The organism is Rhizobium sp. N122, from assembly GCF_002211295.1.
Taxonomy (GTDB): Bacteria; Pseudomonadota; Alphaproteobacteria; order Rhizobiales; family Rhizobiaceae; genus Rhizobium.
The window spans coordinates 18279-42329 of sequence record NZ_LOKU01000027.1; the positions used below are offsets into that span (position 1 = coordinate 18279).

Sequence of the window (24051 nt, forward strand, 5' to 3'; positions counted from 1 at the left end):
GATCAGCCCTTCTGCCCCCGGGTCGGCGAGGACAGGGCGCGATCGCTGTCGGCCGCGATGAAATCGAGGATCCGGACCACCGGCTCGCAATCGGCATATTCGTCGCGGATGGCGGCGGCGTTTTCGCGGACGGAACCCGTTCCTTCGAAGATCGACTTATAGGCGCGGCGCACCCGGTGGATGACGGCGCGTTCGACGCCGGCGCGCGTCATGCCGACGACATTGAGGCCGCTCAGCAGCCCGGGATTGCCGTTCAGCATGCCGTAGGGAATGACGTCGTAACTCACCGCAGAAAGCCCGCCGACGAAGGCCTGACGGCCGACGCGGGTGAATTGGTGAACAGCCGAACCGCCGCCCAGGATGACACGATCCTCGATGACGACATGCCCGGCCAGCATGACGTTGTTCGACATGATCACGTGATTGCCGACCTTGCAGTCATGCGCGACGTGGGAATTGGCCAGGAAAAGGTTGTTGTCGCCGACGATCGTTCGGCCGCCGAAATCGGCCGTGCCGGTGTTCATCGTCACGCCTTCGCGCATCGTGCAGTTGGCGCCGACCGAAAGCGTCGTTTCCTCGCCGCCGTGATGCACGCTCTGCGGATCGCCGCCGATGACGGCCATCGGAAAGATGCGCGTGCCCTTGCCGATCACGGTACGTCCGGTGACGACCGCATGCGACAGGAGCTCGACATTCTCATGCAGGACGACGTGCGGCCCGACATGGCAGAAGGGACCGATCTTGACGCCCTCACCGATCACAGCCCCGTCTTCGACGACAGCCATCGGATGAATACGGGCGCTTTCGGCGATAGTGCTCATGCCTGTTCCTTACGAACGATCATTGCGCCGATATCGGCTTCGGCGACAAGGGCGCCGTCAACCTTGGCGTCGCAATGGAATTTCCAGATATTGCCGCGCTGCTTGTGCTTGGCGACATGGAATTCGACGCGATCGCCGGGAACGACCGGCTTGCGGAAGCGCGCGTTCTCGATGGTCATGAAGTAGACGAGGTTGCCGGGCTGGCCCTCCTTCTTGGCACAGATCGCACCCGCGGTCTGCGCCATGCCCTCGATCAGGAGAACGCCCGGCATGATCGGAGCCTCGGGAAAATGGCCGGTGAAATGCGGTTCGTTCACCGTGACATTCTTGATGCCGATCGCGCTGTTGTCACCGTCGATCTCGATGATCTTGTCGACCATGAGGAAGGGGTAACGATGCGGCAGCAGCTTCATGATCTCGATGATGTCAGCCGAAGAAAGCGTTGTCGTGGCTTCCTCAGTCATTTTCCTTGCCTCCAGGGTTCCGGCCGCGCAACTTGGACTTCGACACTTGTTGTGCGGCCTCTCTCAGATAGTCTTTCAGCGGACGCGCCGGTACACCGCCATATTGCCCGCCGGCGGCAAGATCAGTCATGATACCGCTTTTGGCAGCGATCTGCACGCCGTCGCCGATCGTCACATGGCCCTTGATGCCGGCCTGGCCGCCGATCTGCACGCCATTGCCGATCTTCGTGCTGCCGGCGATGCCGACCTGCGCGACAATGGCGCAATGGCGGCCCATCTGGACGTTGTGGCCGATCTGCACCTGGTTGTCGATCTTGGTCCCCTCGCCGATGACAGTATCGTCCATGGCGCCACGGTCGATCGTGGTATTGGCGCCGATCTCGACATTGTCCTGGATGATCACCCGGCCGATCTGGACGATCTTGATCATGCCACGCGGACCGGGCGCATACCCGAAACCATCCTGGCCGATGCGGACGCCGTTGTGGATGATAACGCCGTTGCCGATCAGCGCGCAGAGAACGCTGGCGCCGGCCGCGATCGAACAATCGCGACCGATCTTGACGTTCGGGCCGATGACGCTATTCGCGCCGATCCGTGTTCCTTCGCCGATCTCGGCATGTGCGCCGATAACCGCCAGCGGCTCGACGATCACACCTTTTTCCAGCCTGGCGCTCGAATCGATCACCGCGCTCGGCGCGATCTCGCTTTCACCTAGGGAAATGGCGACCGGACGCAGTGCTGACGGGTAAAACAGGCCGCCTGCCATAGCAAAGGCCGCGTGCGGATTGGACGACAGGATGACCGGAATATGCGGGGGTACGAGATCGACGAGCGCCTTGTCGCAGATCACCGCCGAAGCTTCGCAGGTCGCCAGTTCATCGCGGCTGCGGCGCGACAGGATATAACAGACATCACCCGCCCGCGCCCGGTTGATGGGAGCGACGGAGCGGACGATGACATCGGCATGGTCGGAATTGGCGAGTTCCGCCCCAAGAAACTCTGCCAGCTCAACGAGCTTCAGACCTTCATGGGGCAGAAAAAAAACGTTTTGCTCCATCGGCAATGCTCCAGAACGGAATTGAGTCTTACAGTTCCGGACTGCCGATATCAGAATTGGTTGTTGATGCCAAACTTGAAGTTCTGCGTCTTGTCGAAGTCTTCCTTGAGAACCGGGATCGCGTAATCCAGGCGCAACGAACCGAAGGGAGACTGCCAGACGACGCCGACACCGACCGAAGCGCGTAGCGAGGCGTCTTCGCCCTCAATGCCGTCACCCCTGAGGTCGACGTCGTTGCCGAACAGCGTGCCGGCGTCAGCGAAGACCGCGCCGCGCAGATTGAAGTCACGCGGGAAGCCCGGCATCGGGAAGGTTGCTTCGGCCGATGCGGTGAAATAAGTCGTGCCACCCAGCGGATCGTCGTTGGTGCCGGCAACGCGCGGGCCGATGCCCTTGTTTTCAAAGCCGCGAATGTCGCCGTTGGTCAGCGTGAACTGATCGAAGACGTTCAGATGCTCGCCGAAGCCGACGACATAACCAGCCGAGGCCGAAACCGAGCCGATGATATCGGCATCGTCAGCGAGCAGACGGTAGTAACGGGCCTTGCCGTAAATCTTGTAGAACTGCGAGTCGCCGCCGAGACCGGCGATTTCCTGCGTCGCCGTCGCGTAGATGCCTTCGCGCGGCAGGACGGTGTCATCAAGCGTGTTGTAGGTCAGCGTCTGCGAGATGGAAGACCGCGTCCACGGGCTGTCCTCGACGAGGTGCTGATACGGCGCCGACAGATCGGAAAGATCGTTATTGTCGGCATCATACTTCATCTGCTTGTAGTTATAGCGGAAGGTCGTCGCCAGATCCTCGGTGATCGGCGCGGTGACGCGCAGAACGACGCTAGTTTCCTCGTAATCGTAATTGTCGTTGCTCGACGTCTCGCTGTGGTTGACGTCGAAGCCTGCCGCCAGGCGGTAACCAAGGAAATAAGGCTCGGTGAAGCTGACGCCGTAGGCGCGCGACCCTTCCTGACCGCCGCCGGCAGAGATGCGGATGTACTGACCGCGGCCGAGGAAATTCTTTTCCTCGATGGAGGCTTCAAGCAGCAGGCCGTCGCCGCCGGCGGCATAACCTGCGCCGACACCGAACGAACCTGTCGACTGATCCTGCACGTCGACAACCACCACGACACGATCCGGCGAGCTGCCCGGCTGGGTGGAGATGTTGACGGAGGAGAAGTAACCGAGCGCTTCGAGGCGGCGCTTGGCCTTGGTGATCATCTGCTGATTGAAGGCGTCGCCTTCGCTCATATCGAATTCGCGGCGGATCACGTAATCGCGGGTGCGGCTGTTGCCACGGATTTCGATGCGCTCGACATAAGCGCGCTCGCCCTGGTCGACCAGATATTCGACGCCGATCGTATTGTTGTTGAGGTCGCGGTTACCGCGCGGCGTAACGCGCGCAAAGGGATAACCGGCAGACGCGACCTGATCGGAGATCGCCTCGATCGACTTCTGCACTTCCTTGGCGTTGTAGACATGACCTTCATGGGTGCGCACGAGCGGCTGCAACTGCTCGGAACCGACGCCTTCGACGGTCGACTGCACAGTCACCGGTCCGAAATTGTAACGCTGGCCTTCTTCGATATTGAAGGTGAGCGTGTATTTGTTGGTCGCGTCATCGAAGGTCGCGTCAGAAGAGACGATACGCATGTCGGCGTAGCCGCGATTGTAATAGAACTGGCGCAGCGCTTCCTCGTCGGCGTGGAGCTTGTCATCGTTATAGACGTCCTTGCGGGTCAGGAACGACAGGAAGTTCGAACGCTTGGTAGCGATGACGGCAGCCAGGCGGCCGGCGCTGTAGGCATTATTGCCGACGAAGTTGATCGAATCGATCTTGGTGCGGTCGCCTTCGTTGATGACGAAGGCAAGGTTGACGCGGCCTTCGCCGAGCGGCACCACCTGCGTCGTCACTTCGACCTCGCTGCGGCCGGTGGCGGCATAGGCTTCCTTAATCGCCTGGATGTCGGCCTGGATCTGGGTGTCGCTATAGGGACCTGCGGCATGCGTCTGGACGATCGTCGCGAGCTTGTCGTCCTTGATCTTGCGGTTGCCGTTGAAGACGACCTGATTGACGAGCTGGGCTTCCTGGACGTTGACGACCAGCGTGCTTCCGGAGACCGAAATCTTGACGTCGGAGAAGTAACCGGTGCCGTAGAGCTGCTTGACCGAGGCATCGATATCAGTGTTCGAAAAACTCTTTCCGGGAGCGATGGTGAGGTTCGACCGGACGGCTTCCGCGCCGACGCGGCTGGCGCCGCGCACATCGATGCGCTGGATGACCGCGGCTTCAGCAGCCGTAGCGGAAACGAACGTCAAAGCACCTGCGCCCGAAGCAACAACACTAGCAGACAGCGCAACCGCCGATACTGCGTTCAAAAACTTTGAACCAGCCTTCATTTCACCTATTACCTTTTTTTCCCTCGTCCCCGGCTCCGGGAGAGCCCGATTCCGGTCACGTGTGTCGTTTTACCCGCTTTTGACATACAAGCAAGGGAGGTCGTTAATTTCTGTTTACTTCATTTCGAAGCGTGACCCATTCGCCACTACAGCCTTGAAACATCGTAAATAAATAGTAATTCCCTTGCCCTGCGCGTTTACCCTCTGATCGCGCCAACGTCGTTCCAGGTCGTGAAAACCATCAATGTTAGTATCATGGCCAAGCCGATGCGAAATGCGATTTCCTGAGCCTTGGCGCCCAGCGGTTTCCCTCTGACCGCTTCCACCGCATAGAACATCAGGTGGCCGCCATCAAGTACCGGAACCGGCATCAGGTTAAGCAATCCTATCGAAACTGAAAGCATGGCGGCAAGCTGCAACACTGCCCCTATACCAAGCGAAGCCATCTGGCCCGAGGCCTGCGCAACGCGGATCGGCCCGCCCAGTTGATCGGCCCGCATCGTACCGCGGAAAATATTGCCGATATATTTGAAGGTGCCGGTGACGATATCCCGGGTTTCGATCACACTTTCGCGCAGCGCCTGGAGCGGCGTATAGGTCTGCAGGCGGAAATTGCCGACCTCCTTGCTGGTGACGATGCCGATCTGGCCGACTTCGATCTTGTTGCCGAACTGATCGGTCCTGTCGACGCGTTGCGGCACCATCGGCAAGTCGAGCTTCTGGCCGCCCCGCTCGATGGTGACGACGATCTGCTGGCTTGGGCGGATGCCGACATAACGGCGCACGTCGTCGAAGGTCTCGACCTTGCCGCCGTCGATGGCGACCAGGAGGTCGCCCGGAAGGATGCCGGCGGCGGCGGCCACCCCATCCGGCGTGACCTCGGAAACGACCGGATCGGCGACCGAACGGCCGTAGATCGAGAACAGAATGGTGAAGATGGCGATCGCCAGCAGAAAATTGGCAATCGGGCCAGCAGCGACCGTCGCGGCGCGTTTCCACAGCTTTGCGCCGGCGAAGGAACGCGCCCTGTCCTCTTCGGACATGGCGGCGAGCTTGTCGCTGTCGGGCTTGCTGGACGCGTCTTCGTCACCAAAGAACCGGACGTAGCCGCCAAGTGGGACCACCGAGATCTTCCAGCGCGTTCCATGGCGGTCGGTGAAGCCGAAGACCTCCGGGCCGAAACCGACTGAAAAGGCAAGGATGCGGATACCGCTCCAGCGGCCGACGAGGTAGTGGCCCATCTCGTGCACGAAGACGAGCAGCGAGAGCACGAGGATGAAGGTGACGATATTCCCCATCAGGAATGCGTATATATCGGCCATCACTTCTATCAGTTCCTTCCGTCAGGCTGCCGCGTCGTCAAAGGCCGAACAAGGCCGCGCCGAGCGACGTCATCGCAGTCCCCTTTATCAGGGAAAATAATCCAGCAAGCAAGAACGCCGAAAAACAGGCGAAAATCAGTCCGTCGACACGGTCCATCACGCCGCCATGACCCGGAATGAGACGGCTTGAATCCTTGACGCCGAATTTCCGCTTGATGAACGATTCAAACAGATCTCCCGACTGGCTGCAAACCGAGAAAACGAGGGCTGCGACGGCTGCGATGAGTTCAGCGCCAGGAAGGAGAAAATGGACGAGAACGACGCCGGCCGCGACCGCCGAAACGGCGCCGCCGATTGCGCCCGACCAAGTCTTTCCCGGCGAGATCGAAGGGGCAAGCTTTGGTCCGCCAAGCGCCCTGCCGACGAAATAAGCAAGGATGTCGGTTGCCCAGACGACGGCAAAGACGAAGAGCATGGCGTAAAGGCCGGGCTGGTCATCGCTGCGGATGGCGGCGAGCGCTAGGCCCGTGGCACCCCCATAAAACAGGCCCACCGGCAACCAGCGGCTTGTGCCGTGCAGGATGATCAGCGCGATGCCGACTGCGGTGACGCCGGCCAGCATGCCGGCGGCGAATTCAAAATTGCCGACAAGCACGAGGAAGGCAACCGCCGCCTGGCCGATCCAGCCGACCGCGTTGGCGACCCAATCACGCGCGATGCCGGTTATTGTCGACCATTCATAGTAGATCAGCAGGCCGATCACGGCCGCCAGGACGCGGAAGGCAAACCCGCCATACCAGGTGGCGGCAAGAACGACGGCCGCAAGAATCAGTCCCGAAACGATGCGGAGCTTCAATTCCTGCTGCATCAGGTGCCGACCGCGGCTGCCTGCGACGACAGGCCGCCGAAGCGCCGGTCGCGGGAGGCGAACTTCTCGAGCGCCGAGCGGAAGATCTCCGGGCTGAAATCCGGCCAATATTCCGGAACGAAGATGAATTCCGAATAGGCAGCCTGCCAGAGAAGAAAATTGGAAAGCCGCTCCTCGCCGCTGGTGCGGATGATGAGATCGGGATCGGGGATACCGGCCGTGTCGAGACGGGCGTTGATCAGCGAGGGCGTGATATCCTGCGCCCTCAGGCGGCCGGCCTCGACGTCCCGCGCCAGGCTCGCTACAGCCCGGGAGATCTCGTCGCGCGAGCCGTAGTTGAAGGCGATGACCAACGTCAGCGCCGTATTGTTTTTGGTGGTTTCCTCCGCCTCGAGCAGCAGGCCGAGAATGTCGCTGCGCAGGCTGTGACGGTCGCCGATCACCTTGATCCGCACATTCTGGCGATGGAGTTCGGCAAGGTCACGGCGGATGAAAGCCTTGAGCAGACCGAGCAGATCGGAGACCTCGGCCTCCGGCCGGCGCCAGTTCTCCGAGGAGAAGGCAAACAGGGTCAGATATTTTATGCCGGCCGCGCCGGCGGCGCGCACTGTCTCGCGGACCGCCTCGACGCCCTTACGATGGCCCATCGTGCGCGGCAGGCCGCGCTGCTTGGCCCAACGGCCATTGCCGTCCATGATGATGGCAACATGCTCTGGCACAGTCACAAATACAGATTCCGACATTTCCCGTCCGGTCTTTCCAGGCAAAGGCACAGATCCACTAGACCTGCATGATTTCCTTTTCCTTCTCGCCAAGCAAGCGGTCGATTTCGGAAATCGTCTCGTCCGTCATCTTCTGTACGCGTTCCGACTGCGCCCTGCCCTCGTCCTGGCCGATTACGCCGTCCTTTTCGGCCTTCTTAAGGCCGTCCATGCCGTCGCGGCGGACCTGGCGAATCGCGACCTTGCTCTTTTCCGCATAATCATGAGCCACCTTGACGAGCGACTTGCGGCGCTCCTCGTTCAGCTCCGGCAGCGGGATGCGCAGGCTCTGGCCGTCGACGATCGGGTTGAGGCCGAGATTGGATTCGCGGATACCGCGCTCGACGGCGCTGACCATCGACTTGTCCCAGACGGAAACCGACAGCATGCGCGGCTCGGGCACGGTGATGTTGGCGACCTGGTTCAGCGGCATGCGCGAACCATAGGCCTCGATCGTGACCGGATCGAGGATGTTGGCCGAAGCACGGCCGGTGCGCAGCGATGCGATGTCGCTCTTGAATGCGGAAACCGCGCCGTCCATGCGGCGCTTCAGTTCCTTGATGTCGATACCTTCACTCATGTCGATGCTCCCGTATAAAGCGCGTCGCGATGGTTGCGCCCGATAAAGTGGCGCAGTCTATATCAATTGTCCGAGACGATGGTCTTGAGGCCACCGCCCGTCAGGATTTCGGTAAAACCGCCTTTCTCGTGGATCGAGAAGACGATGATCGGAATGGAATTCTCCCTGGCGAGCGCCACGGCGGCAACGTCCATCACCGCAAGCCCCCTGTCCAGCACTTCCTGGTGCGTCAGGCGGTCGAGGCGGGTCGCATCGGGATATTTCTTCGGGTCGGCAGTGTATATGCCATCCACCTGCGTGCCCTTGAAGATCGCTTCGGCGCCCATTTCGGCGGCGCGCAGTGCCGCAGCCGAATCGGTGGTGAAGAAGGGGTTGCCGGTGCCGCCGGCAAAGATCACCACACGTCCCATCGACAGATGATAGAGGGTCGCACGCTGCGAAAAGCTCTCGCAGATCTCGGGCATGGAGATGGCCGAAAGCACCACCGTGTCGATGTTCAGCTTGCGCAGCGAGGTCGCCAGCGCCAGTGCATTGATGATGGTGCCGAGCATACCCATGTGGTCGCCGGTGACCCGGTCGCCGCCCTTGGACGCCACCGCGACACCGCGGAAAATATTGCCGCCACCGACGACGACGCCGACTTCCACGCCCATATGCCTTGCCGCGGCGATATCGGATGCAATACGGTCCGCCACCGTGACATCGATCCCGAAACCCTGGCTACCCATGAGCGCTTCGCCGGAAGCCTTGAGTAGAACGCGTTTATAGACAGGCTCTAAAGACATCTTGGCTCCTCGTAAATTGCCGTGAGTGCCCGATACACGAAGGGCACCGCGTTGTCACGCGATGCCCTTCGTGTTTTCAGAATTATGGCTGGAAGATCAACCCTTGACGGCAGCCGCGACTTCGGCTGCGAAATCGGTCTCTTCCTTCTCGACGCCTTCGCCGAGCAGAAGGCGGGCCATGCCGGCGACTTCGATCGGCGCACCAACGGCCTTCTCAGCTTCCTTGACGGCGGCTGCGACGGTCAGATCCGGATTGATGACGAAAGCCTGCGAGAGAAGAGCGACTTCCTCGAAGAACTTGCGCATGCGGCCGTCAACCATCTTCTCGATGATGTTGTCCGGCTTGCCGGAGGCGCGCGACTGCTCGATGAAGACGTTGCGCTCGCGCTCGGCGACGGCGGCATCGACTTCCTCAGGGCGGATCGCCAGCGGTGCGGTCGCGGCGATGTGCATGGCGACCTGGCGGCCGATCGCGTTCAGGGCCTCCTTGTCGCCGGTCGACTTCAGCGCGACGAGAACGCCGAGCTTGCCGAGGCCGTCGGAAACGGCATTGTGGATATAGGTGGCGACGACGCCGTCCTCGACGGAGAGCGCAACCGAGCGGCGCAGGTTCATGTTCTCGCCGATTGTTGCGATCGCGTCCTTGATCGTGTCGGAAACGGACTTGCCGGATGCCGGGTATGTCGCAGCCGCAACGGCGTCGACGGTGCCGTTTGTGGAGACGGCGACCTTGGCAATGCCGCGGACGAGATCCTGGAAGGCATCGTTGCGGGCGACGAAGTCGGTTTCGGAATTGACTTCGACGACAACGGCCTTGGTGCCCTGGCTCGAAACGCCGATGAGGCCTTCGGCGGCGGTGCGGCCCGACTTCTTGTCGGCCTTGGCGATGCCCTTGGCGCGTAGCCAGTCGATCGCGGCTTCCATGTCGCCGCCGGTCTCAGCAAGAGCCTTCTTGCAATCCATCATGCCTGCGCCGGTCTTTTCGCGCAGTTCCTTCACCATTGCAGCCGTAATCTCGCTCATTAGCTTCCTCTTGTGGGTTCATACGGTGGGCCGCAAAGCGCGGCGCGGCACCGGATTGAGGCACGAAATGTACCTGTATGTATGACAGCGTGATGAAGACGCGTCATAACGAAACTTCTCTGGCAAAGAGCCTGATGCCCTCGCCCTGAAACAGGCAAGGCCGCCGAACTTCGATGAGTCGCGAGCGGCCTTTCCAGTCATGCAAGCTTTGGCGGAACCTTCGCTCCGCCGGCTTTCATCAGCCTTCGGCTGCTTCTTCGAGCGCCGGTTCGACCGGAAGCTCGGAGGACGCGCCGAGATCGCGGCCGGAAGAGCCCTGCTGACGGGCGATGCCGTCGATGGCAGCGCGGGAGATCAGCTCGCAATACAGAGCGATGGCGCGCGATGCGTCGTCGTTGCCCGGGATCGGATAGTCGATCAGGTCCGGATCGCAGTTCGAATCGATAATGGCGACGACCGGGATGCCGAGGCGCTTGGCTTCGTCGATCGCGATCTTTTCCTTGTTGGTGTCGATGATGAACATCAGGTCCGGCGTGCCGCCCATATCGCGGATACCGCCGAGAGCCTTGTCGAGCTTTTCACGCTCGCGCTCGAGGTTCAGGCGTTCCTTCTTGGTGAAGCCCTGGGCTTCGCCGTTGAGGATCTCATCGAGCTTGCGCAGGCGCTGGATCGAGTTGGAGATCGTCTTCCAGTTCGTCATCATGCCGCCGAGCCAGCGCGAGTTGACGTAGTACTGGGCCGAACGCTTGGCGCTGTCGGCGATGATCTCGGACGCCTGGCGCTTGGTGCCGACGAAGAGAACGCGACCGCCGCGGGCAACGGTGTCGCTGACGACCTGCAGGGCGCGCGACAGCATCGGAACGGTCTGAGCCAGGTCGATGATGTGGATGTTGTTACGATCGCCAAAGATGTACGGCTTCATCTTCGGGTTCCAGCGGTGCGTCTGGTGGCCGAAGTGGACGCCTGCTTCGAGAAGCTGGCGCATAGAGAAATCGGGCAATGCCATGCCTTTGTATCCTTTTCCGGTTGAACCTCCGCAAGGCGAACAGCATCCTCTTCGAAGATGCCACCGGGCGGAACGATCCGGATTTCTCCCGGACAATCCCATGCCTTACGTGTGGAATGCCGCTGCCCATACATTCGATTTGACGCAAAAGCAAGGCTTACGCAGAAAAATCCCGGAATTCGCCTGGCGGTCAGAGATATGGGATAATGAAGAGCTGGATGGTTGGCTTGCGAATGCCACGCTCAGCCATCGAAGCGCGTGTCGCAGCTTCCCTACTTGCAGGCCTCGGCCTTTCGGTCGAGCAGTTCGAGCTTGGCGAGTTTTCCGGTCAGAACGAAATCGCCGTAATCCATCGTCAGGTCGCGGGTGATGCCGTTCTCGTAGAGCTTGAACGACATGCGGTAGACCGGCAAGGCGTCCGATTTCGCATTTTCATTGAAATAGGCGATCGTCACCGGCCAGAAGGCCGTCTTGGAGAAAGCGCCGGCATTGCCGGCATCGGCCTCCTCGGCAACCGGCGTCTCCTGCTTACCGACGATCGTCGTCGTCACCAGCGACTTGTCGCCGTCGTCGGAGCCGTCGAAGACGCGGGCCTCGAAGAAGCGCTTGCCGGCCTTGGCGTTCTGGATCACGTCGAGCATATGTTCGGTCGGGAACCGGCTATCGGCAAGCTGCAGTTCGCGGCTCGACGGCTGCTTGAGAGCAACCTTGACGCCATCCGGCTGATCCTGAGCCGCACCGTTGACCTCCTTATCGAGCTGTTCGTCGGTGAAGGATTTGGTGTCGAAGGTGAACTTGCCGTCTTTGAGGTTCTCGAAGGTCTTGGTCTGCTGGTCGCTGACGCGCACACTGTCGCCTGTGTCGATCTGCGTCACGAAGCGGAAGTTGGTGGTGAAGCCCTGGCAATAGCTGCCGTCGAACTCATAGACCATGCGACCGTACATGCCGGAGATGCCGGAGCGGTCCGAAGCATCCTTGAGTTCCAGATCGTAGACCGCGCGATGTGCGACGAGGCCGGTCGCGATCGCAGCGCTTACCGCGGGCGCAGCCGCCCATGCATTGGCGGAAACGCTGGCGAGAAGCAGAGCGACAAGACCTGATCGGAACATTCATTAACTCCTGTTGGACTCGGTCGCGATGTTATAAGAACGCTTTCGGCCAAATCGAGGCTCGAACCTGTCATATTAAAGATTCTAGTCTTGATGCATAATTTTAGAAGAATTGACAACAAAAGTGGAGACGAAAATGTCCGATGAAATTGCAAAGCGCCTGACTGAGATGGGGATAACCCTGCCCGAAGCCGCAGCCCCTGCTGCAAATTACGTTCCCTACGTCATCAGCGGCAATCTTCTCTATATCTCCGGCCAGCTGCCGCTCGAAGGCGGCAAGATCGCCGTCTCCGGCCATCTCGGCAAGACGGTCGACGTTGCCGCGGGCCAGCGCGGCGCCGAACTCTGCGCCATCAACATCCTTGCCCAGGCAAAGGCAGCACTTGGCGGCGATCTCGGCCGTATCCGACGCGTCATCAAGCTGAACGGCTTCGTCGCCTCGGCGCCCGATTTCATCGAGCAGCATCTCGTCATCAACGGCGCTTCGAACCTGATTGCCGGCGTGCTCGGCGAGGCCGGCAAACATGCGCGCGCCGCCGTCGGCATGGCCGCCCTGCCGCTGAACGCCGCCGTCGAGATCGATGCTATCATGGAAATCGCAGAATGACCAATGCGGCCTGGATCCGGGATGTGCCGGTCGCCCATCGCGGCTATCACGACCTCAACAAACTCGTCTGGGAAAATACCCTTTCGGCCTTCTCGCGCGCCGTCGAAGCGGGCTTTGCGATCGAATGCGATCTGCATTACGCCTCCGACGGCGTGCCGGTCGTCTTTCACGACGAGGACCTGCAGCGACTCTGCAATCTCCCCGGCGACATCCGCGAGCGCACCTCCCGGGAGCTCGGACTGATCGCTGTCGGCGGCACTGGAGACAAGGTGCCGACACTCAGCCGGCTCCTCGATCTCGTGCAGGGCAAGGTGCCGCTGGTGCTGGAGCTCAAGGGCCGCGAGGCTGACGACGAGGGTTTCGCCGAAGCCGTCCTCGAGGTGCTTGAGGCCTATGAGGGCAAGGTGGCGCTGATGAGCTTCGACCACTGGCTGCTGCGCGATCTGAAGGCCCTTGGCGCGCCCTATCCCCTCGGGCTGACCGCCAATGGCAACACGCCGGAGGAATTCGCGACGCATGCCAAGGCGATGGAGATCGGTCTCGATTTCATCTCCTATTATTATGACGACCTGCCGAATGCCTTCATATCAGGCGAACGCGAAAAGGGTATTCCCGTCATCACCTGGACGGTGCGCGACGAGGAGGCGCGCCGACGGACCTTCGCCAATGCGGACCAGATGACCTTCGAAGGCTTCGACCCGCGTGTGGCGGTTTGACGCTCGCTTTTTGGCCAAGATCATGCGCAGATTGAGGAAAGCCGAAACCGCCCGCCCACAGGCTTCGCATCCGCCCCATGACCGATGACCTCACCATTCGCGTAGAACGCTCCTTCACTGCGATTTCCCCGGAGAGCTGGGCCAGGCTTGCCGGGGCGTCGAAGAGCGGCACGACGCTTGCCTACAACCCCTTCGTTTCACACGCCTTTTTATCGTCGCTTGAGGAGTCCGGTTCTGCCGATGCCGAGACCGGCTGGCTCGGCCACCACCTGCTGCTCGAGACCGATCGCGGCGAACTGATCGGCGCTCTGCCCGGCTATCTCAAAAACCACAGCCGGGGCGAATATGTTTTCGATCACGGCTGGGCCGATGCCTTCGAGCGAGCCGGCGGGCATTATTACCCCAAACTTCAGTGTTCCATTCCGTTCACGCCGGCGACAGGCCCGCGCCTTCTCGTCGCCGAGGACTTGCCGCGGCTGCCTGTCCAAAGCGCGATTGCCGAAAGCCTAAAGGAGGTCGTGCGCCGGCTCGGCGTCTCCTCGGCCCATATCACCTTCGTGCCGGATGAGGAGATCGGCGTCTTCGAGATGGACGGCTATCTGCACCGCACCGACCAGCAGTTCCATTTCATCAATGACGGCTATGCCAACCACGAGCAGTTTCTCGAAACGCTTGCTTCGCGCAAACGCAAGGCGTTGCGCAAGGAGCGCCGCGCCGCGCTGGAAAACGGCATCAGCATCGACTGGCTGACCGGCAGCGACCTGACCGAACGCATCTGGGATCAGTTCTTCAAATTTTACATGGATACCGGCGGGCGCAAATGGGGCCGTCCCTACCTCACCCGCAAGTTCTACTCGCTGATCGGCGAGCGTATGGCCGACGACATCCTGCTGGTCATGGCCAAGCGCGACGGGCGCTATATCGCCGGTGCGATCAACTTCATCGGCGGCGATACGCTCTATGGCCGTCACTGGGGCTGCATCGAGGATCATCCCTTCCTGCATTTCGAGGTCTGCTATCACCAGGCGATCGACTTCGCCCTATCGAAAGGCTTGAAGCGGGTCGAAGCCGGTGCTCAGGGCGAACATAAGCTCGCGCGCGGCTACCTGCCGGTGACGACGCATTCGGCCCATTATGTCGCCCATGCCGGCCTTCGCCGGGCGATCGGCGATTATCTCGCCCGCGAGCGCGCCGATGTCGAACAGATGAGCGAACTGCTCACCGAGCACAGCCCGTTCCGCAAGGGCGAGCGCCAGCAGGAGGATTGACGCCGCCCTGCCGGCCGCGTTACCCGATCAACGACTGCACGAAGAGGAGATTTCGCGATGACCAGCGCCTATGACGACAACAATATCTTCGCCAAGATCCTGCGCGGCGAAATTCCCTCGCACCGGATCTATGAGGACGAGCATACTGTCGCTTTCATGGATGTGATGCCGCAAGCGCCGGGCCACGTGCTCGTCGTTCCGAAGGCAGCGTCGCGCAATATTCTTGACGCCGATCCCGCCACCCTCACCCATGCCATTAGCGTCGTCCAGAAGGTCGCCAACGCGGTCAAGGACGTCTTCGACGCCGACGGCGTGTTCATCGCCCAGTTCAACGAACCGGCCGCCGGGCAGACGGTCTTTCATCTGCACTTCCACGTCATCCCGCGCCATGAGGGCGCCGCACTCAAGCCGCACTCCGGCAAGATGGAGGATGGCGCCGTGCTGGCCGCCAATGCCGAAAAAATCAGGGCGGCACTGGCCTGACATCGATCCCGAAGCGAGGCAGAGGCTACGGAAAGAGCACAAACCGAAAAAGGCCGCGATGACGCGGCCTTTTTCAATTCAGCGACGAAAGCTCATTTCTTGCGCGGAACCTTCGGAACCGTGCTTCCCTTCTTGGGCGCGTCACGGACCTCGGGCTCGGCCTGCGGGACCGTCTTGGCGCGGGTCTTGGGCGCCGCCTTGGTCTTCAGCTCGCCATCGCCCTCGCCGTCGGTTTCGGGATGAGCGACTTCGGCTTCCGGCTTCGGCTTGATCGGCGCCGTATCCGGGATGGCCTCCAGCACGATGCCGGGCTTGCCGTCTTCCTTCGGACCGACGGTGACGTTGACGACGCCGCCCTTCTTCAGCTTGCCGAAGAGGATTTCGTTGGCAAGCGGCTTCTTGATCGTGTCCTGGATCACGCGGGCCAGCGGGCGGGCGCCCATCTTCTCGTCGTAACCCTTTTCCGACAGCCAGGCGATCGCATCCTCATGCAGGTCGAAGGTGACGTTCCTTTCGGAAAGCTGGGCCTCCAGTTGCATGATGAACTTCTGCACGACCTTGTGAATGACGGCCGTCGGCAGCGCCGCGAAGGGAATGATCGCATCGAGACGGTTGCGGAATTCCGGCGTGAACAGGCGGGTGAGCGCCTCCTCGTCCTCGCCGGTGCGTTTTGACGAGCCGAAGCCGATCGCCGCCTTGGCCATTTCGGACGCGCCCGCATTCGTCGTCATGATCAGGATGACGTTGCGGAAGTCGATCTTCTTGCCGTTATGGTCCGTCAGCGTGCCGTGGTCCATGACCTGAAGCAGGATATTGTAGATATCCGGATGCGCCTTCTCGATTTCGTCGAGCAGGACCACGCAATGCGGATGCTGGTCGACGCCATCTGTGAGAAGACCGCCCTGGTCGAAACCGACATAGCCGGGAGGTGCGCCGAGCAGACGCGAGACCGTGTGGCGCTCCATATATTCTGACATGTCGAAGCGCAGCAGCTCGACGCCGAGCGACGAGGCCAGTTGCTTTGCCACCTCGGTCTTGCCGACGCCGGTCGGACCGGAGAAGACATAGGCGCCGATCGGCTTGTTCGGCTCGCGCAGGCCGGCGCGCGCCAGCTTGATCGAGGTCGACAGGGCTTCGATGGCGATATCCTGGCCGTAGACGACCGACCGCAATTCCTGCTCGAGATTGGCAAGCACCGCTTCGTCGTCCTTCGACACGGTCTTCGGCGGAATGCGCGCCATCGTCGCGACCGTCGCTTCGATCTCCTTTTCGGTGATCAACTTGCGGCGCTTCGACGGCGGCAGCAGCATCTGGGCAGCACCGGTTTCGTCGATCACGTCGATTGCCTTGTCCGGCAGCTTGCGGTCGGAGATGTAGCGGGCCGACAGTTCGACGGCCGACTTGATGGCATCGTTGGAATAACGCAGATGGTGGTATTCCTCGAAATAGGGCTTCAAGCCCTTCATGATCTCGATCGCATCATCGATCGACGGCTCGCTGACGTCGATCTTCTGGAACCGGCGGACCAGCGCGCGATCCTTTTCGAAGAACTGACGGTATTCCTTGTAGGTGGTCGAACCGATGCAGCGGATCGCGCCAGATGACAGAGCCGGCTTCAAGAGGTTCGATGCATCCATCGCGCCGCCTGAGGTGGCGCCCGCACCGATCACCGTGTGGATTTCGTCGATGAACAGCACCGCACCCGGATATTCTTCCAGTTCCTTGACGACCTGCTTCAGGCGCTCCTCGAAATCGCCACGGTAGCGCGTGCCGGCAAGCAGCGTGCCCATGTCGAGCGAGAAGATCGTCGCATCGGCGAGCGCTTCGGGAACCTTGCCTTCGACGATGCGCTTGGCGAGACCCTCGGCGATCGCCGTCTTGCCAACGCCGGGATCACCGACATAGAGCGGATTGTTCTTCGAACGGCGGCACAGGATCTGGATGGTGCGGCTTACCTCGGCGTGACGGCCGATCAGCGGGTCGATCTTGCCGCCCTTGGCCTTCTCGTTGAGATTGACGCAATAGGCCTTGAGCGCATCCTGCTGCTTCTTGGGGCCGCCCTCTTCCTCACCGCCGCGGGCGGTTGGCTTGCTGCTCTCGGCTTCCTCCTCGGCGCCGCGCGGGGGGCGCGCTTCCGAAGCGCCCGGGCGCTTGCCGATGCCGTGGGAGATATAATTGACGGCGTCGTAGCGGGTCATCTCCTGCTCCTGCAGGAAATAGGCGGCATGGCTTTCCCGCTCGGCGAAGATCGCGACGAGCACGTTGGCGCCGGTCACTTCTTCACGGCCAGACGACTGCACATGGATGACGGCACGCTGGATGACACGCTGGAAGCCGGAGGTCGGCTTCGAATCCTCGTCATACCCGGTGATCAGATTGGAGAGTTCATTATCGACATATTCGACGAGCGTCTTGCGCAGCGCGTCGAGATCGACATTGCAGGCGCCCATGACCGCGGCCGCATCGGCATCGTCGATCAGGGCGAGCAGCAGATGCTCGAGCGTCGCATATTCGTGATGCCGCTCGTTGGCAAAGGTCAGTGCCTGATGGAGCGCCTTCTCTAAACTAGGCGAAAATGTTGGCACGTTCAGATCCTCACTTCTTTTCCATGACGCATTGCAGCGGATGCTGGTGCTGCCGGGCGAAATCCATCACCTGGCTGACCTTCGTTTCCGCTACCTCGTATGTGAATATTCCGCATTCGCCGACGCCGTGGTTATGGACATGGAGCATGATGCGGGTGGCACTTTCACGATCCTTTTGAAAAAAACGCTCCAGAATATGGATGACGAATTCCATGGGCGTGTAGTCGTCATTCAAAAGCAGCACGCGGTAGAGATTGGGCTTCTTGGTCTTCGGCTTGGTGCGTGTGATGACCGAGGTTCGATTTCCGTTCTCCCCGTTCCTATCGCTGTCGTTCTGCATCCGGATCGGCTTTGCGATCATTGTCATTCATTCCTCAAGCAATCCGGCGGAGCATGGGAGGGTGCTTTTCCCGCCGAATATCTGAAACACTAACTTAGTTCATAATAGGCCGATTTTAAGCCCCCTGTCAGTCACTGCAATCAAGAAATGGCGGGCATGCACGGGAAAGACCAAAAAAGTCCCCGGCGATCCCATTGGAGGCGTTGCAGCGAAAGTAGAAACAAAAAGACCGGCCACAGATGCGTAGCCGGTCTCTAAATTTCAATATGTAGCGCAGGTTGCGCCGTCGCAATCAATTCATGCAGCGGCGGGTGTGGAAGGCTGCGCCTGCCTGGTGGTCTTGGCGACGGCAGCGGCGATCGGCGCTTCATAGGGCTTGTAAGCGGATTTGGCGAGATCGGCATACATCTCGCTGAGCTTCGTCGTCTCGGAAACGAGACCTTCGAAATAGGATTTGACGTAATTGGTCTGAAGTTCGAAGGCGGCCTCGAAGCTCTTGACGCCGGCCAGCGTTTCGAAATGCGTCACCGCGTCCTGAAAGGATTTCTTCGAATAGTCAGCAGCTTCGGCGGCAATCGCCTGGAAGCCCCTGGTCGTATCGGAATAGGTTCTCAGCGCCGTATCGACAGCTTCCTTGCTCTTCCTGTTTGCATCGTCAAAGTTGAACATGACCGTCCTCCGTTGGGCTGTGGGATGGCGGCAGGGTAGCTGCAACGCACAAATAGTCAAGTAGTCTTGTGCGTTGCAAAACGCCCAAGGGTTGTGTTACAATAATAAAACAAAGGATGCGCGCCGGGGCACGTACGTCTTTAACTGATTTTGCTAATATATATCAGATCAGCGCAACCGGAAGCTTTAAATAAATTTTCGGCCCGAACCCAGAAAATGAAAAAGGACCGAACGGATCGCGCCGTTCGGTCCTTTGAAAGCGTTCGAGCGTGATCAGAGATCGACGTCGAGGATCGCCATCGAAAAGTTGTAGGAGCGGTCGCCGTCCTCGTCATCGATATAGACGACGCCCAGAAATTCTTCGCCGAGATAGACTTCCGCAGAATCATTCTTGCGCGGACGCGCCTTGACGACGATCTGCGGGTTGAGCATGCGTTTGAAATAGGCGTCGAGCTTCTTGATTTCTTCTGGCTTCACTCTGTCATCTCCGTAAACGGTCTTGATTGGCCGCTTCTTGCACAGGAAAAGCAGCGGTGTAAAGGCAAGGTTGCCACTTGGCAATTTCCGTCCCCACCTGGGGCCTGCCGACTTTTCCCGATCCTTTTCCGGCAGCCCCTCAGATATCGGCGCCGATCACCTGGTCCATGTTGCGCGACGGCTCGGAACACCCGGCCTCGCCGACGACCTTGGCCGGCACGCCGGCGACGGTCTTCTTCGGCGGCACCGCCTTCAAGACGACGGAGCCGGCGGCGATGCGTGAGCAGTAGCCGATCTCGATATTGCCGAGGATCTTAGCGCCGGCGCCGATCATGACGCCGCTGCCGATCTTCGGATGGCGGTCGGCCCCCTCTTTGCCGGTGCCGCCGAGCGTGACGTTGTGCAGGATCGAGACATTGTCGCCGATAACAGCCGTCTCGCCGACGACGAGGCCCGTGGCGTGATCGAGGAAGATGCCCTTGCCGATACGGGCGGCCGGATTGATATCGGTCTGGAAGACGCTGGAGGAGCGGCTCTGCAGATAGAGCGCGAAATCTCGCCGGCCGCGGTTCAGCAGCCAATGGGCGAGACGATGCGTCTGCAGCGCATGGAAGCCCTTGAAATAGAGCACGGCCTCCATGAAGCGCAGGCAGGCGGGATCGCGATCGTAGATGGCCTGGATATCGACGCGCAGAATGGAGCTCCATTCCGGCCAATCGAACAGCATTTCCTCGAAAGTCTGGCGAAGCAGGTTCGCCTGCATGTCGGGGTGATCGAGACGTTCGCAGATGCGATGGATGACGCATTCCTCGAGCGAATGGTAGTTGATCACCGTCGAGTAGAGGAAGGCGGCGAGAACCGGATCCCGTTCGGCGGCGAGCCGGGCTTCCTCGCGCAGGCTGTCCCAGATGGGATCCATCACCTTCAGCGGATGGCCTGTCTCAAAAGCACGAATGTCAGTCTTGGCGACCATCGCCGCTCTCCTCGTTGCCAACAGGAATGCCGTTTTCGGAATGCCAATATATAGTGGAAAACGGCAATAACATAAATGGGTGCCGTCGCCATGGTTTTTTAGCATGGGTTTTCGGCATCACGATGATGTCACCGCCGATGTCACCCGTTGGCGACTTTCGCATAGAAGGTCAGCACCGCCTGCTTGAAAACCCTGTCGCCGACGGCGAGCATGTGATCGCGGCCCGGAATATCGAGCGCTTCGGCATCGGGCATGAGCGCCGCCAATTCCTGCGGCGAGCCGGCGATATCGTCTTTCGTGCCGACGCCGATCAACGCCGGCATGTCGAGCCTTGCCATATCCGAGCGGGCGACGAGATCGCGCGAGCCGCGGATGCAATCAGCCAGGGCGACGCGGTCGCTCTTCGTCTGCTCGGCGAAGGCGCGGAACATCCGGCCGCGCTCATGCGTGACGTCCTCGAGCGAAGGAGCAAGCAGCGCATCGGCGATCGGGTCCCAGTCGCCGACGCCGTCGGTCATGCCGATACCGAGGCCGCCGAGCACCAGCGAACGGACACGATGCGGATTGGCAAGGGCGGCAAAGACGGAAATGCGCGCGCCCATCGAATAGCCCATGACATTGGCTTCCGGAATGCCGAGATGGTCGAGAAGCGCGATCGCATCGCCTGCCATCACCCATGGACGGTAGGCCTCAGTGTCGTGCGGCTTGTCGCTTGCGCCGTGGCCGCGATTGTCGATGGCGATTACCCGGTAGCCGGCATCCCCCAGCGTCTTCAGCCAGCCCGGATGCACCCAGTTGACGTTTGCGGTCGAGGCAAAACCGTGAATCAACAGGACGGGCACGCCGGCCGGATCGCCCTCGTCGAAGAAGGCGAGATGCAATCCGTCATGGGTGAAGCTTGAAAATGCAGGCGTGTTCAGGTTCATCGGGTCTTCCTTTTGGCGCGACCATAATCGAGCCGCCCTTCCCCGTGAAGCCAAAACCGCAGCTTAAAAACTGTGCCTGGCGCGGCGCTTTGGCTCTACACATTTGCGGCGAAGGCTTATAAGGTCCGCGCAGATTTCAAGCATTCGGAGAGCGACATGGCCGGCCACAACATTCCCCACTTCCAGAACGATGGCGGTCACCGGGTTATCGAAGTCGGCGTCAAGGAATTCATGTGCACCGGCGCCTCAGCTCCTTTCGATCATCCGCATATTTTTATCGACATGGGCGACGACAACGAGAAGGTCTGCTCCTACTGCTCGACGCTTTATCGCTTCAATTCGGCGCTGAAGCCCAGCCAGACCAATCCGGCCGGCTGCGTTTTCCACGTGAAGGCGGCCTAACCCGCCGAGATACGGATCGGACTGATAATGCCGGTCGAACATGCCGCCATCATCGGCGCCGGGATATCGGGGCTGACCGCGGCCCTTTCGCTGTCGCGCCGGGGCATCAGCTCCGACATCTTCGAGCAGGCGGGCGAACTCACCGACATCGGCGCCGGCTTGCAGGTTTCGCCCAACGCCTCGCGCATTCTTGCCGAACTCGGCATCCTCGAAGATCTGTCAAAGGTCTGGCTTGAACCGGAGACGATCCGGCTGATCTCGGGCAGTTCGCTGCGCCAGTTGGCGGCGGTGCCGGCAGGCACATTCGCGCGGCAACGCTGGGGCGCTCCCTATGGCGTTCTGCACCGCACGACTTTGCAGAAAGCCCTTCTGGCGGAGGTCGAGGCGGATCCGCTCTGCCGGCTTCGCCTCGGTATCAGGATGGAATCGGCGCTGCCGGATCTCGAGCGGGCGCCCGATGTCGTCATCGGTGCCGACGGCGTCTGGTCGAAGCTGCGGCAATTGGTTCCGGGCGGCCCCTCGCCGCGCTTTTCCGGCAACATCGCTTATCGCTTCACCATTGCCGCCGATGAGGCGCCCGGTTTTCTCGACCGGGTCAGTGTTTGCGCATTCCTCGGCGCGTCCGCGCATCTCGTCTGCTATCCCTTAAAGGAGACGGGCAGCTTCAACATGGTGGCGATCACCGCCGGCAATATCGCGCCGCAGGCCTGGCAGAGCGAGCCGACGGCCGAGCAGCGCGCGGAACTCAGGAAACGCTTTTCCGGCTGGAACGCGGCGATCGTCTCACTCTTTGAAGGACAGCGGAAGCTGACGTTCTGGCCGCTGTTCGAAACCACGCCAGGTGCCTGGCAGGACGGCCGCAAGACGGTTCTGATCGGCGATGCCGCCCATGCGATGATGCCGTTTGCCGCACAGGGAGCGGCGATGGCGATCGAAGACGCCTACGAACTGGCCGCGTTTCTTTCCGATCGTCCGGTGGCGGACGCGCTCCAACTCTTCGAAAGACATCGCGCGCCACGCATCGCCAAGCTTCGTCAGCGCGGCGCCTTCAACCGCTTCGCCTATCATGCGCGAGGGCCGATCCGGATCGGCCGCGATCTCGTGCTTGGCCTCAAGCCGCCGCAAAGCCTCGCCGCCGATCTCGACTGGATTTACGGCTATCAGGCTCTGCGTCTGCCATAGCGCCGATACGGTCGGTCAGACAGCACTTGCGGCGGCAAAACCGCGTTCGATATCGGCCTTGAGGTCAACCACGTCCTCGATGCCGATCTGCAGGCGGATGACCGCACCGTCGGTCGGGGCTTTGGCGACCTTGCGGTCGGCGAGATAGGCGTGCAAGGCGAGGCTTTCAAAGCCGCCCCAGGAATAGCCGAGACCGAAAATCCTGAGCGTATCGAGGAAGGCATGCGCCTTTGCTCTGGACTTCTCGGGACCATCGGCGGCAAGCACGAAGGAAAAGATGCCGCTGGCGCCTTTGAAATCGCGCTTCCAGATATGGTGGGAGGGGAAACTCGGCAGGGCCGGATGCAGCACGCGGGCGACATCCTCCCTGCCCTCCAGCCATTTTGCGATACCGAGCGCGCTTTCATAATGCCGCTCGAGGCGCAGGCCCATGGTGCGCAAGCCGCGCAGGATCTGATAGGCGTCATCGGGTGCGCCGCAGATGCCGAGCACACCGTTCGCTTCCTTCAGCCGCTCCCAATGCTCGGCATTGGCCGAAACCGTTCCGAGCAGGATATCGGAATGGCCGGACGGATATTTCGTCGATGCGTGAATCGAGATGTCGACGCCGTGATCGAGCGGCTTGAAATAGAGCGGCGTCGCCCAGGTATTGTCCATCATGACGACGGCGCCATGGCGGTGCGCCACCGCGGAGATCGCCGGGATATCCTGCATCTCGAAAGTGTTGGAACCGGGAGCCTCGGTGTGAACGAGCTTGGTGTTGGGCCGGAACATCGCCTCGATGCCGGCGCCGATCGACGGGTCATAATATTCGACCTCGACGCCAAGACGCTTCAACATCGTGTCGCAGAAATGGCGCGTCGGGCCATAGACCGAATCGACGACGAGCGCATGGTCGCCGGTGGCGACGAAACCAAGGAACGGAATGGTGACGGCCGCAAGGCCCGACGGGACGAGGATCGTGCCGGCCGAACCTTCAAGCGCGTCGATCGCCTCGCAGAGCGCATCCGTCGTCGGCGTGCCGCGGGTGGCGTAAGTGTATTTCTGCGCCCGCGTCTCCATCGTCCGCGCGTTCGGAAACAGCACGGTCGAGGCATGCACGACCGGTGGATTGATAAAGCCGTGATAGTCGAAAGGGTCATTGCCGATATGGGTCAGGCGGGTGTTGATGCCGGCATTCTGCAGCAAGCTGTCTTTGTCTTTCATGTCGGAAATAGCCTTTGGCGAGTGGCAC

The 24051-nt window shown here is 60.8% G+C and carries 25 protein-coding genes; 6 read left to right on the forward strand and 19 right to left on the reverse strand.

Annotated features, from left to right (window positions below):
• Positions 1-2: 2 nt before the first annotated feature.
• The 12 genes from lpxA to ATY75_RS19920 all read right to left on the reverse strand — a co-directional run bounded on the left by lpxA (position 3) and on the right by ATY75_RS19920 (position 12189).
• Positions 3-821, reverse strand: a complete 819-nt coding sequence (lpxA, locus tag ATY75_RS19865) for an acyl-ACP--UDP-N-acetylglucosamine O-acyltransferase (protein WP_064838354.1) — start codon at positions 819-821, stop codon at positions 3-5.
• Entirely contained in the window at positions 818-1285 is a 468-nt protein-coding gene (fabZ, locus tag ATY75_RS19870) for a 3-hydroxyacyl-ACP dehydratase FabZ (RefSeq protein ID WP_003586669.1), read from the reverse strand. The genes lpxA and fabZ overlap by 4 nt, the downstream gene beginning before the upstream one ends.
• Positions 1278-2345, reverse strand: coding sequence for a UDP-3-O-(3-hydroxymyristoyl)glucosamine N-acyltransferase (lpxD, locus tag ATY75_RS19875; RefSeq protein WP_088938864.1), 1068 nt, complete (start codon positions 2343-2345; stop codon positions 1278-1280). Before lpxD ends, fabZ begins: the two co-directional genes overlap by 8 nt.
• Positions 2346-2395: 50 nt before the next feature.
• The gene (gene bamA / locus ATY75_RS19880; protein ID WP_064838352.1) at positions 2396-4735 is read right to left on the reverse strand and encodes an outer membrane protein assembly factor BamA; all 2340 of its coding nucleotides are present in this window, start codon (positions 4733-4735) and stop codon (positions 2396-2398) included.
• 197 nt (positions 4736-4932) lie between these two features.
• On the reverse strand, positions 4933-6066 hold the full coding sequence (rseP, locus tag ATY75_RS19885; protein WP_172599214.1) for an RIP metalloprotease RseP: 1134 nt from the start codon (positions 6064-6066) through the stop codon (positions 4933-4935).
• Positions 6067-6094: 28 nt separating this feature from the next.
• On the reverse strand, positions 6095-6925 hold the full coding sequence (locus tag ATY75_RS19890; RefSeq protein WP_088938866.1) for a phosphatidate cytidylyltransferase: 831 nt from the start codon (positions 6923-6925) through the stop codon (positions 6095-6097).
• Positions 6925-7668, reverse strand: a complete 744-nt coding sequence (locus ATY75_RS19895) for an isoprenyl transferase (protein ID WP_088938867.1) — start codon at positions 7666-7668, stop codon at positions 6925-6927. Before ATY75_RS19895 ends, ATY75_RS19890 begins: the two co-directional genes overlap by 1 nt.
• A 37-nt stretch (positions 7669-7705) precedes the next feature.
• Positions 7706-8266, reverse strand: a complete 561-nt coding sequence (gene frr / locus ATY75_RS19900; RefSeq protein ID WP_088938868.1) for a ribosome recycling factor — start codon at positions 8264-8266, stop codon at positions 7706-7708.
• Positions 8267-8328: 62 nt separating this feature from the next.
• Entirely contained in the window at positions 8329-9051 is a 723-nt protein-coding gene (pyrH, locus tag ATY75_RS19905) for a UMP kinase (protein ID WP_064838348.1), read from the reverse strand.
• Positions 9052-9147: 96 nt separating this feature from the next.
• On the reverse strand, positions 9148-10074 hold the full coding sequence (gene tsf, locus ATY75_RS19910) for a translation elongation factor Ts (RefSeq protein ID WP_003586678.1): 927 nt from the start codon (positions 10072-10074) through the stop codon (positions 9148-9150).
• A gap of 238 nt (positions 10075-10312) precedes the next feature.
• Positions 10313-11080, reverse strand: coding sequence for a 30S ribosomal protein S2 (rpsB, locus tag ATY75_RS19915; RefSeq protein WP_003559062.1), 768 nt, complete (start codon positions 11078-11080; stop codon positions 10313-10315).
• Between the two features lie 272 nt (positions 11081-11352).
• Entirely contained in the window at positions 11353-12189 is an 837-nt protein-coding gene (locus ATY75_RS19920; protein ID WP_088938869.1) for a cell envelope integrity EipB family protein, read from the reverse strand.
• A gap of 136 nt (positions 12190-12325) precedes the next feature.
• On the opposite strand from ATY75_RS19920, the gene ATY75_RS19925 reads away from it, so the two are divergent.
• The 4 genes from ATY75_RS19925 (at position 12326) to ATY75_RS19940 (ending at position 15263) form a co-directional block, all read left to right on the forward strand.
• Positions 12326-12796, forward strand: coding sequence for a RidA family protein (locus ATY75_RS19925; protein ID WP_088938870.1), 471 nt, complete (start codon positions 12326-12328; stop codon positions 12794-12796).
• Entirely contained in the window at positions 12793-13512 is a 720-nt protein-coding gene (locus ATY75_RS19930; RefSeq protein ID WP_088938871.1) for a glycerophosphodiester phosphodiesterase, read from the forward strand. Before ATY75_RS19925 ends, ATY75_RS19930 begins: the two co-directional genes overlap by 4 nt.
• Positions 13513-13589: 77 nt before the next feature.
• The gene (locus ATY75_RS19935; protein ID WP_088938872.1) at positions 13590-14780 is read left to right on the forward strand and encodes a GNAT family N-acetyltransferase; all 1191 of its coding nucleotides are present in this window, start codon (positions 13590-13592) and stop codon (positions 14778-14780) included.
• 57 nt (positions 14781-14837) lie between these two features.
• The gene (locus tag ATY75_RS19940) at positions 14838-15263 is read left to right on the forward strand and encodes an HIT family protein (RefSeq protein ID WP_088938873.1); all 426 of its coding nucleotides are present in this window, start codon (positions 14838-14840) and stop codon (positions 15261-15263) included.
• A 92-nt stretch (positions 15264-15355) separates the two neighbouring features.
• On the opposite strand, the gene clpA is transcribed toward ATY75_RS19940, so the two are convergent.
• From clpA to ATY75_RS19970, 6 genes are all read right to left on the reverse strand, one after another.
• Entirely contained in the window at positions 15356-17848 is a 2493-nt protein-coding gene (gene clpA / locus ATY75_RS19945; protein WP_088938874.1) for an ATP-dependent Clp protease ATP-binding subunit ClpA, read from the reverse strand.
• A 10-nt stretch (positions 17849-17858) separates the two neighbouring features.
• Positions 17859-18209, reverse strand: coding sequence for an ATP-dependent Clp protease adapter ClpS (gene clpS / locus ATY75_RS19950; protein WP_003586692.1), 351 nt, complete (start codon positions 18207-18209; stop codon positions 17859-17861).
• Positions 18210-18485: 276 nt separating this feature from the next.
• Positions 18486-18857: a phasin family protein gene (locus tag ATY75_RS19955; RefSeq protein WP_088938875.1), complete on the reverse strand. Its 372-nt coding sequence runs from the start codon at positions 18855-18857 to the stop codon at positions 18486-18488.
• Positions 18858-19130: 273 nt separating this feature from the next.
• Positions 19131-19334: a DUF3126 family protein gene (locus tag ATY75_RS19960; RefSeq protein WP_037094675.1), complete on the reverse strand. Its 204-nt coding sequence runs from the start codon at positions 19332-19334 to the stop codon at positions 19131-19133.
• 139 nt (positions 19335-19473) lie between these two features.
• Positions 19474-20307, reverse strand: a complete 834-nt coding sequence (cysE, locus tag ATY75_RS19965; RefSeq protein WP_064838334.1) for a serine O-acetyltransferase — start codon at positions 20305-20307, stop codon at positions 19474-19476.
• A 140-nt stretch (positions 20308-20447) separates the two neighbouring features.
• Complete coding sequence (locus ATY75_RS19970) at positions 20448-21233, reverse strand: alpha/beta fold hydrolase (RefSeq protein ID WP_088938876.1); 786 nt, start codon at positions 21231-21233, stop codon at positions 20448-20450.
• Positions 21234-21389: 156 nt separating this feature from the next.
• On the opposite strand from ATY75_RS19970, the gene ATY75_RS19975 reads away from it, so the two are divergent.
• Positions 21390-21635: a zinc-finger domain-containing protein gene (locus ATY75_RS19975; RefSeq protein ID WP_003539274.1), complete on the forward strand. Its 246-nt coding sequence runs from the start codon at positions 21390-21392 to the stop codon at positions 21633-21635.
• 27 nt (positions 21636-21662) lie between these two features.
• Complete coding sequence (locus ATY75_RS19980; RefSeq protein ID WP_088938877.1) at positions 21663-22817, forward strand: FAD-dependent monooxygenase; 1155 nt, start codon at positions 21663-21665, stop codon at positions 22815-22817.
• A 15-nt stretch (positions 22818-22832) separates the two neighbouring features.
• Here ATY75_RS19980 and ATY75_RS19985 read toward each other — a convergent pair whose 3' ends face one another.
• On the reverse strand, positions 22833-24023 hold the full coding sequence (locus ATY75_RS19985) for a cystathionine beta-lyase (protein WP_088938878.1): 1191 nt from the start codon (positions 24021-24023) through the stop codon (positions 22833-22835).
• Positions 24024-24051 lie beyond the last annotated feature (28 nt).